The organism is Streptomyces sp. NPDC041200 (assembly GCF_055591805.1).
The window spans coordinates 514,441-529,306 of the sequence record NZ_JBVIZF010000002.1 but is presented as its reverse complement, the minus strand read 5'-3'; the positions used below and the strand labels follow the sequence as shown (position 1 = coordinate 529,306).

Here is a 14,866-nt window from a genome sequence, read left to right as displayed (position 1 = left end):
GTGCGAGGGTCATCGCTGCGATGACCGCTCCGGCCCGGCCGGCGAATGGATGGCGTGACATCACGTGACCTGACATTACGTCACCTACTCTCGTCGCACGGGACGCAAGGCCGTCGGGCCCCTTTCATCTTGGGCAGCCCCCGGAAGTACTGGCACCCACGGGCGAGGGAGCCACCGTTCCCCTCTTCGGGGGAAGCGGTGTGGCGCCCGAAACCCGGCGCTCCCCGAAATGGGGGAGGAAAGGCATCCGCCGAAGGTGCACTCACCGCTCCCCCGAGCGCGGGTACTACCTCCTTTGCGGGTGACGCACTCTGGGACTCGACGGCGATAAGAGCCTCCTGTCAAGGGAGTCGCGATGCAGCGTTTCCGAACGTTCAGTGAGCGCGCGGGAGAGCCGGGCGATCAAGCGGACGTCACCACCCACCGGCGGAACGGGACCCCGGTCCGGACCCGCTCGCCGCGGAAACGGATGGCGGGTATGCCCGGTCTGGCGCTGCGCTTCGCCGTGGTCGGCGGGGGCGGTGCGGTGGTGAACTCGGCGGCGCTTTTCGCGCTCTACCACTGGGGCGGACTGCCGCTTCTGGTGGCGTCCGCCATCGCGGTGGAACTCGCCGTGGTCCACAACTATCTGCTCAACGACCGGTGGACCTTCGCCGTGCACACCCCGTCGGCCAGACGTTTCGTCAAGTTCAACGTCACCGTACTGGGCGGGCTCGCGGTCAACGTCGTTATCGTCTGGTCGCTGGTCCGCGCCGGAATGCATCTCCTGCTGGCGAATTGCCTCGGCATCTCCGCCGCGTTCGCGGTCAACTTCGCCTCCAGCACGGGATGGGTATGGGGGAGGCGGAGCCGATGATTATCCCGATCATCTACCTGGTGCTGGTCCTGGTGTCGATCCTGCTCACCGTGCAGTCGACCCACGTCCTCTATCTCATGCTCTACACCTGGGACCGGGCGGACGCCGAACGGAAGGCGAGGGCGCCGGACACCTTCATCGCGCCGCGGCTCTCGTTCAGCGTGCTGCTGCCCGCCCGGCATGAGGAAGACGTCATCCAGTCCACCATCGACCGAGTGGTGCGCGCCGACTATCCGGCCGAATTGCTGGAGGTCTTCGTGATCTGCTCGCAGGACGACGACGGCACCATCAAGAAGGCCGAGGAGAAGATCGACCAGCTGGCCCGGGAAGGGCTGCACAACGTGCGGGTCGTGGTCTTCGACGACGGGCCGGTCAACAAGCCGCACGGGCTCAACACCGCCCTGCCGCAGACCGCCAACCAGGTCGTGACCATCTTCGACGCCGAGGACGACATCCACCCGAAGATATTCCGGCTCATCAACACCGTGATGGTGCGGGAGCGGGTCCGGGTGGTGCAGGCGGGCGTGCAGCTCATGAACTACCAGTCCAACTGGTATTCCACGCTGAACGTCCTGGAGTACTTCTTCTGGTTCAAGAGCCGGCTGCACTACCACGCCCACCACGGCTCCATCCCGCTCGGCGGCAACACCGTCTTCTTCTCCCGCGAGCTGCTGCTGCGGCTCGGCGGCTGGGACGACCGCAACCTCACCGAGGACGCCGACATGGGCCTGCGGATCTCGGCCATGGGCGAGCGGGTACGCGTGGTCTACGACGACCGGTACGTGACCAAGGAGGAGACCCCGCCCACCCTCGGCCACTTCATCCGGCAGCGCACCCGCTGGAGCCAGGGCTTCATGCAGACTCTGAAGAAGGGCACCTGGAAGAAGATGCCGACGCGCAAACAGCGCTGGCTGGCCTTCTACGTGCTGGTCTTCCCGCGCGGTCAGGCGCTGCTCGGCCTCTATCTGCCGATCTCGCTCGGCATGATCCTGATCCTCAAGGTGCCGGTGCTGATCGCGCTCTGCTCGTATCTGCCCGTACTGCTGCTTTTCGCGCACTTCCTGGTGCAGATGGTCGGCCTGTACGAGTTCACCGACGCCCATGGGCTGGAGGCCTCGCCGAAGGCCGTCCTCCGGATGGCGATCGCCTGGTTCCCGTTCCAGATGGTCCTGGCGTACGCGGCGCTGCGGGCCATGCGGCGGCAGCTGGCCGGCCGCCACGACTGGGAGAAGACACAGCACGTGGGCGCCCACCGGGGCCAGACCGAGGAGGCGGAGTCGCGTGTCGCATGACCCCGTGCCCAACCGGGCACCCTCGAACCCGGTCACCGTCGGCCAGAACGCCGACCAGAAGGCCGATCCGAACGCCGACCAGACCACCGGCCAGGGCAAGGGCGCCCCGCAGCGGCCGCCCGCCAGGCGCCGTCGCCGGTTCTCGGTGGAGCGCGGCTGGTTCCCGCCGCTGGGGAACGCCGGGAAGATCGCCCTGGCGGTCTCCCTCCTGACCGGCGCGCTCACCCACGGCTACCACCTGTTCCGCTACCCCCTCTACCTCACCGACGAGGGCATCTACATGCAGCGGGCCTGGTCACTGGTGCGCGAGACGAGCCTGTCGCCCTACACCTACGACTACGACCACGCCCCGGCGGGCTGGATCACGCTGGCCGGGTGGGTCTTCCCGCTGCCGCAGCAGTTCGAGACGTTCGGCAACGCGATCAACACCGGGCGCTTCCTGATGCTGCTGGTGCATGTCGCGAGCGTCTATCTGCTGTTCGAGATCACCCGGCGGCTGTCGGGGAGCGTGCTGGCCGCCACCATCGCCGCGTTCTTCTTCAACGTCTCGCCGATCGCGGTCTACTACCAGCGCCAGGTGCTGCTGGACAACCTGATGATGTTCTGGCTGCTGCTGAGCCTGTTCGCCCTGCTGCGCCGGGAGACCACCATCAGATCGGTGTTCGGCGGCGGGGTGGCCCTGGGGCTCGCGCTGATCACCAAGGAAAACGCGATCTTCTTCGTGCCGAGCTTCGTCTATCTGCTCTACCGGCGGATCAAGGGGTCGGCGAGCCACCGGTTCCTGCGGACGCTCTGGCCGTTCGCCGCGGCGGCCCCGATCGGCGCCTACGTGACGTACGCGCTGCTCAAGAACGAGCTGCTGCCGAGCAGTTTCGACTTCGACCTGAACAATCCGCCCGCCGACCACGTCTCGCTGCTCTACACCCTGTGGTGGCAGCTCAACCGCAGCCAGGGCAACCTGCTCAGCCACGACGGGCTGCTGTACACGAGCTGGCTGATGCGCGACTCGTTCATGCTGATCGCCGGATTCGCGGCGATGCTGCTGTGCCTGTGGTGGGGGCTGCGGGACCGGCAGCGGAACCTGGGCTACCTGATCACCGGAACCCTGGCCTTCGGCTACACCTTCTATCTGCTGCGCGGCAGCGTGGTGCTGGACTTCTACGTCACCCCGCTGATCCCCATGTTCGCGATGAGCATCGGGATGGCCGTGGACCGGCTGCTGAAGGCCTCGTTCAAAAACCGCTTCATGCGCGGAGCCCATTCCCTCGTCCGGGTCGGTGTGCCCTCGCTGGTCGCGGTCGTCCTGCTGATGTCACCGTCCTCCGGATATCTGGTGCACACCAACACCGAGGGCGTCGTGCAAATCGCGGACCAGTATCAGTCGCGGATAAATCTCACCAAAATGCAGCATGATCAGATCGCCTGGATCCGCAAACACGTACCACCCAATTCGCGCATCATCATGGACGACGATCTATGGGGAGATCTGCACGATGTGCGCCCATTCTATCCGTACGCGCATTCACACTGGAACGCCGCGTCCGACCCCGATGTGCGCGACAAGCTCTTCAAAAAGAGATGGCAGAACATCGACTACATCATCATGTCGAACAAGATGCGAAAGTCGATGGCCACCAACAACTCCGATGGCCGCGAGAACTGGATTCTCAAGGCTCTGCAGAATTCCGACCGAGTCTGGTCGAGAATCCAGGGCAACATCAAGCTCGAAATCTACCGGGTGCAATAGCCGCGGGAAGAGGAGGTGAAGGCCATGCCTGAATACGACGACTGGGATGATGTTCCGGAGGACAGGGATGTTCCCGAGTACGAGGAGAAATCCCCGGCCGGGGGCGACCCGGGCAACAAGAACAAGAAGAAGCTCACCTGGAAGACCGTCCTGCTTGCTCTCGTGGTCTTCGCGATCGTCGGATCGCTCGTGCAGGTGATCGCGCGCGGTGGCTTCGGTGGCGCCCTCGACACCACCGGCAACGGAGGCGGCGGCGCACCGAAGAAGGGGCATCCGCAGGAGCGGCAGGAGGTACGGCCGCCCAAGCAGCCCAAGACCATCAAGCTGGGCAACCAGCGCATCCCGCAGGCGTCCGGCCCGATCATCGTGCTCAACCCGGGCCTGGTGACCCCCGGCGGCAAGGCGACGGTCGAGGGCGGCGGCTTCGGCAAGAAGTCCACCGTGGACCTGCTGCTCAAGGCGCGGGCGTCGGACACCAAGGGCCGGACGATCGGCAGCGTCCGCACCGACCGCTACGGCTCGATCTACGCCCGGTTCACCGTGCCCGAGTCGAACAGCGGGCGGCCCGCCACCCTGGTCGCCCAGCAGCGCGGCAGCACCAACACGGCCGAGGCCAAGGTGATCACCGGCGGTGCGGTCGGCACCGCGCGGATCAACAAGATGGTCGGCCGGCCCGGCGATGTCGTCATGGTCAGCGCCCATGGCTTCCGGCCCGGCGAGTCGATCGACGTGTTCTGGGGACGGACCACCGGCACCCCCGTCACGACGCTGCACACCGACAGCGGCGGCAGCGTGGGCCGCGCGGACATCAAGGTCGGGGTGGCCCCGACCGGCAACAGCACGCTGGTCCTGGTGGGCAAGCGCAGCAAGACCACGGCCACCGCGCCCTTCCAGATGCTGGCCATGTACCCGTCGATGAAGTCCAAGCCGTACGCGCTCAAGGCCGGTCAGCGGATCACGCTGTCCGCCAACAAGTTCGCGCCCGGCGAGCGGGTGCTGGTCTACATCAACCGCAACAGCGGGCTGCCCGCCTTCACCGCCCAGGCGAACGACATGGGGCAGATCCGCGACGTCGCGTTCAACGTGCCGTTCGGGCTCAAGGGCCGCCAGACGCTGATGGCGGTCGGCGACCAGAGCCGGGCCGTGGTGCGCTCCGGGTTCACGGTGCTGCCGTACTCCCCGTCCGCCGAGCCCAGCGCCTTCGGCGGCCGGGCGGGCACCACGCTGAGCTTCTACGTCGCGGGCTTCGCCCCGGGCGAGACGGTGGTCGCGTACGCCGGGTCCGGCTCCACCGGGCAGCGGAAGATCGGGACCTTCCAGGTGGACGAGCGCGGCAAGGCCTCGGCGGTGGGCTCGTACCGGATCACCGCGGCCGACGAGAGCGGCGTCGCCTTCCAGCTCATCGGCCAGAAGAGCGGCGGCATCGCCAAGGCGAGCATCAACATGTCCTCGGGCCACGGACAGAACGATTAGGGACACCGGTGACGCCGGTGACGTGGGCGAAGACGCCCGAGCGGGAACGTGGGCCGGTCCGTCCGGCCGTCGCAGAGGCCGGGGCCCACGTTCGCGATAGTCCGGAGATGTACCATGCGTCCTGGAGTGTCCTATGAGTATTATTTTCGGCCCGAACTCGCGAAGAGTCCTCCAGTTCCTGACCCATATCGAGGACCTCTCCCCCGAAGAAATCGACCGGGTGGCCGATCTGTGGAAGCAGACCTCCAGCCAGACCCGGGCCGAGGGATGGGCGGAGGTCCACCGCACCACGACCGACGAGGAGCGGTACCGCATCCTCGTGGCCGCCGCCGTCGCGCGCCGGGCCGCCCTGGACGCGGCCCGGAACCACCGGCGTCACGACTGGGCCTTCTGGGCCGCGGTGTGGGACGCCGCGGCGGCGGTCGCCGTGTGCGATCGCATCGGAAGCCACTACAACGTGCTGGTCGCGCCGCTCGCCGCGGTCATGCCGTCGCTGTCGCACTGCCGGCGCGATGAACTCAGCACGCGCGAACTCCAGGGTGCCGTCCTCAAGGGAGGTGGGTAGCGATGGGTGACGACCGGATCGACGTTGTGGTGGCCGATGACGACCCGGCAGTCCGGGAAGCCCTCGCGGACCTCATCGACTCCCACCCCGACCTGGAACTCGTGGGGCTCGCCATCGACCACGAGCAGGCCGTGCACGAGGCGGTCCTCCACCACCCCCGCGTCGTGATCATGGACGTGCACATGCCCAAGGGCGACGCCCCGGGCAGCGTCCGCGCCATCCGTGACCAGGCCCCCGAGGCCCGCGTGGTCGCGCTGTCCGCCCACGGCGACCGCGAGACCGTGCTCAACATGCTCGCCGTCGGCGCCACCGGCTACCTGGTCAAGGGCACCCCCGCCGAGGAGATACTCGAGGCGATCAACCGGGCCGCCCGCGATCAGTTCTCCATGTCCGCCGATCTGCTCACCGACTGCGCCGAGCCGCTGCGCCGCGCCGACCGCGCCTCCTGGCACTTCGAGGACCTGGTGGGCGGGCGGCTGGAGGAGTCGTACGTGGACCTCCTCGGCCACGCCCCCTGCGGCGTGCTGGTCCTCGGCTCCCGCGGCCGGATCGAGTTCGCGAACGCACACGTACGGCACATGTTCGGCTACAGCTCGGCCGAGCTGCGCGACAAGCGGCTGCGGGACCTCGTCCCCGAGCGCTACCGCACCGCGTCCGAACAGCTCGTCGGCCGGGTGTTCAGCGCGCCCTCCGCGATGGCGGGCCGCCGCCGGGACGGCACCGAGTTCCCCGCCCAGTTCAGCGGCGGCCATCTGCAGGGCAAGCGGGCCCGCGGCGTCGTCTTCGTCGCCGACCTGAGCCAGCTGCGGGCCGCCGAGAGCCGGTTCCGCCAGCTCATCGAGTCCTCCCCGGACGCGATGATGATCGTCGACGCCGCCGGGCGCATCCAGGCCGCCAACAACCGCACCGAAGGCCTCTTCGGCTACGACCGCGACCATCTCATCGGCCGCGCCGTCGAGGCACTGCTGCCCGACCAGCCGCTGACCATCTCGCTGCGCGAATGGGACGAGGCCGAGGAGCCGCTCGGCCACAGCATGGAGCTGGTCGGCCGCCGCAGCGACGCCAAGCAGTTCCCGGCCGACGTCAGCGTCAGCCCGCTGCGCACCGAGGAGGGACTGCTGTCCGTCCTGACCGTCCGGGACATCACCGAGGTGCAGCGCGCCCAGTTCGTCCTGGAACGCAGCCTGGAGCTGCTGGAGGTCACCGACCGGGACCGGCAGGCCCTGCTCAGCCATCTCGTCCACGCCCAGGAGGCCGAGCGCGGGCGGATCGCCGCGGACATCCACGACGACACCATCCAGGTGATCACCGCGGCCAGCCTCCGGCTCCAGCAGCTGCGGCGGCGGCTGCGGGACCCGGAGGAGCAGCGGGTGATGGACAAGCTGGACGAGACCCTGAAGCTCTCGCTGAGCCGCCTGCGCCAGCTGATCTTCGACCTCCGGCCGTCCAGCCTGGAGCACGGCTGCCTGGCCGCCGCGCTGCGCGGACTGCTGGAGCAGATCCGTACCGAGACCGGGCTCACCTACCGGCTGGAGGACCGGCTCGCGGCCAAACCGCCCGCCGAGACCATGGCGCTGATCTACCGGACCGCGCAGGAAGCCCTGATGAACGTGCGCAAGCACGCCCGCGCGAAGACGGTGCACGTGCAGCTGCTCGGGCTCGACGAGGGCTGTCTCGTACGGATCGTCGACGACGGCAGGGGCTACAACCCCCTGGAGGTCGAGTCCCGCCCGGGCCACCTCGGGCTGTCCCTGATCCAGGAACGGGCCCAGATCGCGGGCGGCTGGTGCCGTATCGAGAGCGCGCCGGGCTCGGGCACCACCGTCGAGTTCTGGGTGCCGCTGGGCGAACCACCGGTCCCGGCCCTCGGCGCGCCGTCCATCGACGCACCGTCGCTCGGCTCCCCGGCCCTCGGCTCCCCGTCCCCGGAAGGGGAACCGGAGCCGTGACCGCCCCGGCGGAGCTGACCAAGGTCCTGATCGTCGAGGACCACCGGGTGGTCGCCGAGGGGCTGTGGGCGCTGCTGGCCGAGTACGGCGACCTGACCGTGGTCGGGTGGGCCGACTCGGTCGCCGAGACCGTGCCCATGGCCAAGGAGCTGTCCCCCGATGTGGCCCTGGTCGACTTCCGGCTGCCCGACGGCACCGGGGCCGACGCGGCCGCGGGCATCCGGGCCCACGATCCGTCCTGCGCGATCGTGATCCTCAGCGCCGACGCCAGCGACTCGGCGCTGCTGGCCGCGGTGGAGGCGGGCGCCTGCGGCTATCTGCTGAAGTCGGCGAGCGGCGACGAGATCGCCTCCGCCATCCGCTCCGCCGCCGAGGGCGAGACCCTGATCCCGGGCAGCACCCTGGTGGAGGTGCTGTCCCGGCACCGCGAGTCCGCGCGCTCGACCGCCGAGCAGACCGGGCGGCTGGAGAGCCTGACCCGGCGCGAGCAGGAGATCCTCACCCTGATGAGCCAGGGCCTGGACAACCGGGCGGTCGCGGAGCGGGTGAGCATCAGCTACGCGACCGTCCGCACCCATGTGCGCAAGATCCTGGAAAAGCTCGAAGTGCGGTCTCAGCTGGAGGCGGTGGCCAAGGCCACCGAGTGGGGCTTCCGGCCGGTAGAACCGGAGTGAGGCTTCTTCCTCCGTGCGCCCTTCCCCCGCGCGGCCCCTCCGCCAACCGGGGGCGGACGAATGGGGGAAGAAATCCCCCGACTGATGGAATTCCGGACACCGCTCACCGGGTTTCCCTCCCGTGCGCACCCCCTGCGCGCAGCTGGACGCTCCGTTCCGTTGTTCCCGTCGTTCTCCTTCTCGTGGGCAGGTGAGTCAACGTGGCGCTTCGCGTTCTGATCGCAGACGATCACGCGGTGGTCCGGCAGGGCCTGCGCATGATCCTGGGACTCGACAACGAGATCAAGGTGGTCGGCGAGACGACCAACGGCCGCGAGGCCGTACGGCTGGCCCGGGAGCTGTGCCCCGACGTCGTCCTCATGGACCTGCTGATGCCCGTGATGGACGGGGTGTCGGCCACGGCGGAGATCCGCCAGGACATCCCCGAGGTCGAGGTGGTGGCGCTGACCAGCTCCCTCGACGACGCGATGGTGATGGGCGCGGTACGGGCCGGGGCGATCGGCTTCCTGCTGAAGAACGCCGAGGCCGACGACCTGAGGAACGCGGTGAAGTCCGCGGCCGCCGGACAGATCCATGTCTCCCCCGCCGCCATCTCCCGGCTGATGGGCCAGGTCCGCGAGCCGAGCGGACCCGAACAGCTCACCGAGCGGGAGACCGAGGTGCTGACCATGCTGGCCCGCGGCAAGGCCAACAAGGAGATCGCCCGCGACCTGCGGATCGGCCAGCAGACCGTGAAGACGTACGTGAGCCACATCCTGACCAAACTCGGCGTCCACAGCCGGACCCAGGCGGCCGTGTACGCGGTGCAGTCGGGCCTGGTACCGGCCGGTGAGCTGACCCCGGCCGAGGCACTGGAGTCCACGACGAGGGAGCAGTGGTGGTCGGCGTGATCGCTTTTGAGATACACGGGCACGGATCCGGTGAGGGACGCGGACCCCGTATCGGCCCGTTCCGGTGGCGGCGGCGCCGCGCGGCGCTCGCCGAGGTCATCGAGCGGGCCCTGGCGGGCGACCCCGGCGACGAGGTGCTGCGGCTGATCGCCCACCGACTGAGGGAGCTGCTGGGCGCCGACCTGGCGCGGGTGATGGTGCTGGAGCCGGGCGACGTCCTCGCCGTACGCGCCCTCGACGGCACCCCGGACGCCATCCCCCGCGAGCTGCTGACCCCGGGCGGGTCCGCGCCCGCCCGCAAGGCGATCCGCGCCGGGCGGCCCACCGTCTCCGGCGGCGAGCGCCGGTCCCTCGTGCACCGCGTCCCCCACGACGCGGCCCTGGCCTCCGTACTGGACGCGCCGCTGCTGGTGCGCGGCCAGGCCGCGGGCGTGATCGAGGTGGCGACGCGGCGCGGCGGACGGCGGCTCACCCGGGCCGACGTGCGGACCGTCCGGATGTTCGCGGCGCCCGCCGGGCTCGCCGTGGCCCGGCTCCGCGGCCGCGAACAGCTGCGCCGGGTGGCCGCCACCACGGCCGGGGCCGCAGGGCCGGGTTCCGTACGGCGCACCCTGGACTCCCTGGCCGCGGGCGCGGTGGCCCGTACCACCGCCGCGAGCTGCACCGTCTACCTCCTGGAGCCCGGTCCGGGCGCCATCCTGCGGATGGCGGGCGGCGGCCACGGGCACACCCCGCCGTCCCGTAAACCCGCGCTGGAGGCGATCGCGGGCGCCACGCCCGTGATCCACGAGGGCGCGGCCGGGACCGGGGGCGCCCCGGCGCGGGGCGCCGTGGCCGCCTGGCCGCTGCTGCGCGAGACCACCGTGATCGGCGCGATGTGCTGCCACTTCCCGGCGGGCCGCCGCCCCGGCGAGACCGACATGACCGTCCTGGAGGTGATCGCGGGCCACGCGGCGTGCGCGGTGGAGCACGACCGGCAGCGCGCGGCCGCCCGGGAGACGGCCGTACGGGAGGAACGGCAGCGGGTCTCCCGGGAGCTGCACGACTCGGTCTCGCAGGCCCTGTACGGCATCGCCCTGGGCGCCCGTACCGCCCGTGAGCTGCTGGAACGCGATCTGGCCGAGCCGACCGGGGTGGCCGAGCTGGCCCAGCTCGCCGAGCCGATCGAGTACATCAGGCGGCTCGCGGACGTCGCGATCGCCGAGACCCGGACCCTGCTGTGCCAGCTGCGGCCCGAGTCGCTGGAGGCCGAGGGCCTGGTCGCCGCGCTCACCCAGCACGTGGAGACGCTGCGGGACCGGTACGGCATCACGGCCGAGGCGACGCTCGGGTCCGAGCCGGAGACCACGCCGGAGGCCAAGCACGCCCTGTACCGGATCGCGCAGGAGTCGCTGCACAACATCGCCAAGCACTCCCGGGCCCGGAACGTCACCCTCCACCTGCTCAGCGGCCCCGGTACGGTCACCCTGACCGTGGCCGACGACGGCGTGGGCTTCGACTCCCAGGGCACGTTCCCCGGCCATCTGGGCCTGCTCTCGATGCGCGAACGGGCCCGGGAGGTGGGCGGCACCCTGCTCGTGGACAGCTGCCCCGGACAGGGCAGCCGGATCCGGGCCACGGTCCCGGCCGAACCGTGAGCCGATCCGTGAGCCGATCCGTGAGCCGATCCGCACGCGAGCGACATATGAGACATTACTGACCTCCTACGAGAGGACCCCCGAGTGACCGTCGTCGAGAACCCCACGCGGGAACCGGACCTGCGGGCCGCGCTGGCGGCGGTCGAGGACGCCCTCGTGGAGGCGACGCGCAGCGACATGCCGTTCATCACCGAGGCCGCACGGCATCTGGCGCGCCCGGGCGGCCGCCGGTTACGGCCGCTGCTGGTGCTGCTGGCCGCCCGGTTCGGCGACCCGGACGCACCGGGTGTGGTGCCCGCGGCGGTCCTCGTCGAGCTGACCCATCTGGCGACGCACTACCACGACGACGTACGGCACGAGGCGAACGCCTCGGTCGCCGTACTCATCGGCGACTTCCTCTTCGCCCGTGCCTCGCGTCTCCTGGCCGGGCTGGGGCCGAGGGCCGTACGGCTCCAGGCCGACGCGTTCACCTGCCTGGTCACCGGCCAGATCCTGGAGACGACCGGCCCCGGCGACGGCCACGACCCCGTCGCCCACCACCTGCGCACCCTGGCCGCCCGCAGCGGCGCCCTCACCGCCGTCTCCGGCCGCCTCGGCGCGCTGACCGCCGGCGCCCCCGAGGAGATCGCGGACGCGCTCGCGGTGTACGGCGAGCGCCTGGGCGTGGCCCGCCACCTGGCCGCCGAACTGCGCTCCCCGGTCCACGGCGCCCCCACCCTCCCGGTCCTCCTCTCCGGCGACCCGACGGCCCCGGCCGTGGCGGAGGCCCGCCACGAGGTACACCGCCAATGCGCCGCAGCCCGCAAGGCCCTCGCTCCCCTCCCCAACGGCCCAGCCCGTACGGCCCTGACGGAACTGTGCGAAGCGGTGATCCGGGACGACCACTGACGGGGGTTTGTCCTCGCCCCACCCAGCCACCCCGCCCAGCCACCCCGCCCCGCCCCTTCCCGAACCGGGGGCTCCGCCCCTGACCTCGCGAGGGTCGCGCCCGAAGGCCCGCGACGCCCGGGCAGGCCAGCGGACCAACCGCGACGGCGACGCGGGGCAAGACCGCCCACGCCCAGGGCGGTTGACGCTCCCGACCACCGCGCCGGACAGCCGACGCTCACCATCGCGACGCACGGGACCGGCCACACCCGGGGCAGTGGGCGCTCCCGCCCCGCCACGGGGCAGCCGGCGCGCACGCCGACCGACGGCCAACGGCCGATGCCCGGGGCCCTCGACACCCGGACAGCCGACATCCCGGGACCGCCGAGCGCTGACGGCCGACCTCCGGGACAGCCCACGGCCAGGACGGCCGGTACTCCGCGCAGGCCGAGGCTCAGGGCGACTGATCACCGCGCGACAGCGCCTCCCCGAGGCGCCGCAACCGGGCCAACGCCCCGGGGTCCAGCGCCTCCCGCCGACGTACCATCGCCCGCGTCATGACCCGCCGCACCCCCGCACCCCAAGCCCGGCACTCCCCCGCCGCACAACGGCACGCGTCCACGCCACAGCACCGGCCCTCGCCCGCACGGTCACACGGCGGACCCCCGTCCGCACCCGCTCCGCCGCCCGGGCCCAGGCCCGTGCCACCGCACCGGCACCGGCACTCCCCCACGCCCGCGCCAGCCCCACCGCACCGGCAGGCCACCGCGCCCCCGCTCCGTCGTCCCCTGTGCGTCCTCACGCCACGGGAACCCCCACCCACCGCCGCCCGATTCCACCCCCGGGCGGCCGGGGCACCCCGCGACCCGGCATGCCTACGGGGGCCACCAGTTGTGGCTGGCCGTCAGCATCACCTGCAGCTGCACGCTCGCCGAGTAGTAGCGGCCCGGGTCCGGCAGTGACCCCGCCATCCACGCCCACAGCGCGTCCAGCCACTCCTGACCGCCGCCACCCACCATCGCCGCCACCGCGAACGGCGCGACGAACGCGCCCGTCGCGCCCTCTCCGTACGCCGCGCCGTCCAGCCGGTATCCGCACCGGATGCGGCTCGGGTCGCCGTGCGTCGCCGCGCGCATCCAGCACCCCATCCGCGTGGCCGCCGCCCGGGCCCGCGCGTCGCCGCTCACCGCCGCGTCCGTACCGAGCCGCCAGGGATCGCGGCAGGCGTTCCAGTGCAGGTCACCGTCGTGCTCGCTCTCCAGTACCCGCCCCGGCGCGGGCTTCGGATCGCTCGCCGTGTCCACCACGAAGTCCGGCAGCAGCCCCGTATCCGGCGCGTACCGCCGCTGCAGGTCCCCGGCCAGCGACAGATGCGTGTCCAGCACCTCGCGCCACCGGGGATCCCCCATGGCCGCGTGGAACGCCCTGAAGTGGCCGGGCATCCAGTCCGAGGTGCGGGAGACCTCGTCGAAGTGGCCCGAGGACCAGTCGCCCAGCTTGATCGGCCCGCCCGCCGCGGGCAGCCCCGCCTCCCGGATGGCGTCGATGCGCCGTATCGCCAGCGCCCGATAGCCGTCGCCTTCGCCGTCACCGTCGCCGTCGCCGTCACCCCACTGCCGGTCCGCGAGCAGCAGCCCGTACGCGATGTCCAGGTCACCGTCGGTCGCGGAATTGGCCCCTCCGACGTCCCGGCCCGCCCCGTCCTGCTGGGCGGCGTGCAGACCGGGATGACCGGCGGACGGATGGGCGAGGACGTACCGGAGGATCCCGTCGAAAACGTCCCGGGCCTCGGGGTCCGCGCCCGCCATCAGCGCGCTGATCACCATCCCGTACCCCTGCGCCTCGGCGACGTACGGATACGCGGCATCGGGGGCGTACACCGCGTACATGCCATCGTCACGCGGCCGTACAAAATACCGCTTCCACAGCCGGTAGTGCTCCAGGACCAGCCCATCGGCCCCCGCCGCGTCGCCCGACGGCCGCAGCGTGCCGGGGGCGTACGGGAACGCATGGCCGCCGAACGGAACGGCAGCCCGCCCCGCGCTCATCGCAGCGGCCTGCGCCGCGCCCGCCGCGCCCCGTGCACGGCCAGGAAGATCAGGTCGGCCACGAACACCGCCACCCCGATGACCAGCAGATACCCCAGCCCGTGCACCACCGTGCCGATGAGCCCGAGCACTATCGCCACGATCACGAAGAAGAGGAAGAGAGCCACCGCGCGACACCTCCCCGGCGCGTCGAGGCGATCGTCAGCGGCGAGCGAGCCGCCGCTGGCCGCCCGCGCCCGCCTGGTACGCCTTGCCGTAGTACTGGAAGATCGCGCCCTCCTCCTCGGCGGGCAGCACATCGTCCACACCGAGCGACGGAGCCTTCTTCACCAACGCCCGCGCGTACGCGACCTTGACGTAGCCCGGCCCCACGATCGCGTCGTCCACGGGGACGAACACCAGCCGGTGCCGAGTGGGCATCCCGGTACGGACCGTCGCCATCTGCGGCTCATCGGTGGCCGTGGACACATACACCGACTCCAGCGCACCGATCTTGCGGCCCTCGTCGTCCACGACATCGCGATCGCGCCACTCACGGATATCAGCCGACTGGATCATGACCATCACCCTCCGCCCTGGCCGCCAGCCTCTACCCCTCCAGGCTGCGCCTCGCGACGGCGTTCGACAACTGACCGAAATGATCAGGCGTGTACCCATAGGGGAGGGGTACTCGGGCGGCGGAGGTTGATAATCATGGTCCCCCTTCTCGTGGTACTGCTTCTCGCGCTCCTTCTCTTCGGTGCCGGGTTCGCCCTGAAGGCACTGTGGTGGATCGCCGTGATCGTTCTCGCGGTCTGGCTACTCGGCTTCATCGTCCGTCCCACGACGGGCGGCCGCCGTGGACGCTGGTATCGCTGGTAGCCAATAG

General features: G+C 70.9%; 14 protein-coding genes. 11 read left to right on the top strand and 3 right to left on the bottom strand.

Annotation, left to right across the window (positions count from 1 at the left end; translation table 11 throughout):
- Positions 1 to 478: 478 nt before the first annotated feature.
- From ACZ6CL_RS07590 to ACZ6CL_RS07545, 10 genes are all read left to right on the top strand, one after another.
- Positions 479 to 856 (top strand): GtrA family protein, encoded by a 378-nt coding sequence (locus ACZ6CL_RS07590; RefSeq protein ID WP_468932401.1) that lies wholly within the window; start codon positions 479 to 481, stop codon positions 854 to 856.
- The gene (locus ACZ6CL_RS07585; RefSeq protein ID WP_468932399.1) at positions 853 to 2,148 is read left to right on the top strand and encodes a glycosyltransferase; all 1,296 of its coding nucleotides are present in this window, start codon (positions 853 to 855) and stop codon (positions 2,146 to 2,148) included. Before ACZ6CL_RS07590 ends, ACZ6CL_RS07585 begins: the two co-directional genes overlap by 4 nt.
- Positions 2,138 to 3,895 (top strand): glycosyltransferase family 39 protein, encoded by a 1,758-nt coding sequence (locus ACZ6CL_RS07580; protein ID WP_468932396.1) that lies wholly within the window; start codon positions 2,138 to 2,140, stop codon positions 3,893 to 3,895. Before ACZ6CL_RS07585 ends, ACZ6CL_RS07580 begins: the two co-directional genes overlap by 11 nt.
- 24 nt (positions 3,896 to 3,919) lie before the next feature.
- On the top strand, positions 3,920 to 5,368 hold the full coding sequence (locus tag ACZ6CL_RS07575) for a hypothetical protein (protein ID WP_468932393.1): 1,449 nt from the start codon (positions 3,920 to 3,922) through the stop codon (positions 5,366 to 5,368).
- Positions 5,369 to 5,501: 133 nt separating this feature from the next.
- Entirely contained in the window at positions 5,502 to 5,933 is a 432-nt protein-coding gene (locus ACZ6CL_RS07570) for a hypothetical protein (protein ID WP_123103622.1), read from the top strand.
- 2 nt (positions 5,934 to 5,935) lie between these two features.
- Positions 5,936 to 7,882, top strand: a complete 1,947-nt coding sequence (locus ACZ6CL_RS07565; protein ID WP_468932390.1) for a PAS domain S-box protein — start codon at positions 5,936 to 5,938, stop codon at positions 7,880 to 7,882.
- Positions 7,879 to 8,556 carry a response regulator gene (locus ACZ6CL_RS07560; RefSeq protein WP_468932387.1) on the top strand — a complete coding sequence of 226 codons (678 nt, stop codon included), beginning with the start codon at positions 7,879 to 7,881 and terminating at the stop codon, positions 8,554 to 8,556. The genes ACZ6CL_RS07565 and ACZ6CL_RS07560 overlap by 4 nt, the downstream gene beginning before the upstream one ends.
- Before the next feature lie 200 nt (positions 8,557 to 8,756).
- Complete coding sequence (locus ACZ6CL_RS07555) at positions 8,757 to 9,446, top strand: response regulator (protein WP_468932384.1); 690 nt, start codon at positions 8,757 to 8,759, stop codon at positions 9,444 to 9,446.
- Positions 9,443 to 11,083 carry a GAF domain-containing sensor histidine kinase gene (locus tag ACZ6CL_RS07550; protein WP_468932381.1) on the top strand — a complete coding sequence of 547 codons (1,641 nt, stop codon included), beginning with the start codon at positions 9,443 to 9,445 and terminating at the stop codon, positions 11,081 to 11,083. Before ACZ6CL_RS07555 ends, ACZ6CL_RS07550 begins: the two co-directional genes overlap by 4 nt.
- An 84-nt stretch (positions 11,084 to 11,167) precedes the next feature.
- Positions 11,168 to 11,971 (top strand): polyprenyl synthetase family protein, encoded by an 804-nt coding sequence (locus tag ACZ6CL_RS07545; RefSeq protein WP_468932378.1) that lies wholly within the window; start codon positions 11,168 to 11,170, stop codon positions 11,969 to 11,971.
- A gap of 854 nt (positions 11,972 to 12,825) precedes the next feature.
- Here ACZ6CL_RS07545 and ACZ6CL_RS07540 read toward each other — a convergent pair.
- Genes ACZ6CL_RS07540 through ACZ6CL_RS07530 form a run of 3 tightly spaced genes read right to left on the bottom strand, consistent with a single transcriptional unit; the run spans position 12,826 to position 14,556 of the window.
- Entirely contained in the window at positions 12,826 to 13,998 is a 1,173-nt protein-coding gene (locus ACZ6CL_RS07540) for a glycosyl hydrolase family 8 (protein ID WP_468932375.1), read from the bottom strand.
- Positions 13,995 to 14,165, bottom strand: coding sequence for a hypothetical protein (locus ACZ6CL_RS07535; RefSeq protein WP_468932372.1), 171 nt, complete (start codon positions 14,163 to 14,165; stop codon positions 13,995 to 13,997). Before ACZ6CL_RS07535 ends, ACZ6CL_RS07540 begins: the two co-directional genes overlap by 4 nt.
- A gap of 34 nt (positions 14,166 to 14,199) precedes the next feature.
- A complete protein-coding gene (locus ACZ6CL_RS07530; RefSeq protein ID WP_468932369.1) occupies positions 14,200 to 14,556 on the bottom strand; it encodes a PRC-barrel domain-containing protein in 357 nt (118 codons plus the stop codon).
- Between the two features lie 135 nt (positions 14,557 to 14,691).
- Between ACZ6CL_RS07530 and ACZ6CL_RS07525 the strand changes: the two genes are divergently transcribed.
- On the top strand, positions 14,692 to 14,859 hold the full coding sequence (locus ACZ6CL_RS07525; protein ID WP_009716824.1) for a hypothetical protein: 168 nt from the start codon (positions 14,692 to 14,694) through the stop codon (positions 14,857 to 14,859).
- Positions 14,860 to 14,866 lie beyond the last annotated feature (7 nt).

What these genes read in the sequence shown, in the direction of transcription:
- ACZ6CL_RS07525 (WP_009716824.1), top strand. Translation starts at nt 14,692, where the DNA reads ATGGTCCCCCTTCTCGTGGTACTGCTTCTCGCGCTCCTTCTCTTCGGT.
- ACZ6CL_RS07540 (WP_468932375.1), bottom strand. Translation starts at nt 13,998, where the DNA reads ATGAGCGCGGGGCGGGCTGCCGTTCCGTTCGGCGGCCATGCGTTCCCG.
- ACZ6CL_RS07565 (WP_468932390.1), top strand. Translation starts at nt 5,936, where the DNA reads ATGGGTGACGACCGGATCGACGTTGTGGTGGCCGATGACGACCCGGCA.
- ACZ6CL_RS07530 (WP_468932369.1), bottom strand. Translation starts at nt 14,556, where the DNA reads ATGATCCAGTCGGCTGATATCCGTGAGTGGCGCGATCGCGATGTCGTG.
- ACZ6CL_RS07590 (WP_468932401.1), top strand. Translation starts at nt 479, where the DNA reads ATGCCCGGTCTGGCGCTGCGCTTCGCCGTGGTCGGCGGGGGCGGTGCG.
- ACZ6CL_RS07570 (WP_123103622.1), top strand. Translation starts at nt 5,502, where the DNA reads ATGAGTATTATTTTCGGCCCGAACTCGCGAAGAGTCCTCCAGTTCCTG.
- ACZ6CL_RS07575 (WP_468932393.1), top strand. Translation starts at nt 3,920, where the DNA reads ATGCCTGAATACGACGACTGGGATGATGTTCCGGAGGACAGGGATGTT.
- ACZ6CL_RS07585 (WP_468932399.1), top strand. Translation starts at nt 853, where the DNA reads ATGATTATCCCGATCATCTACCTGGTGCTGGTCCTGGTGTCGATCCTG.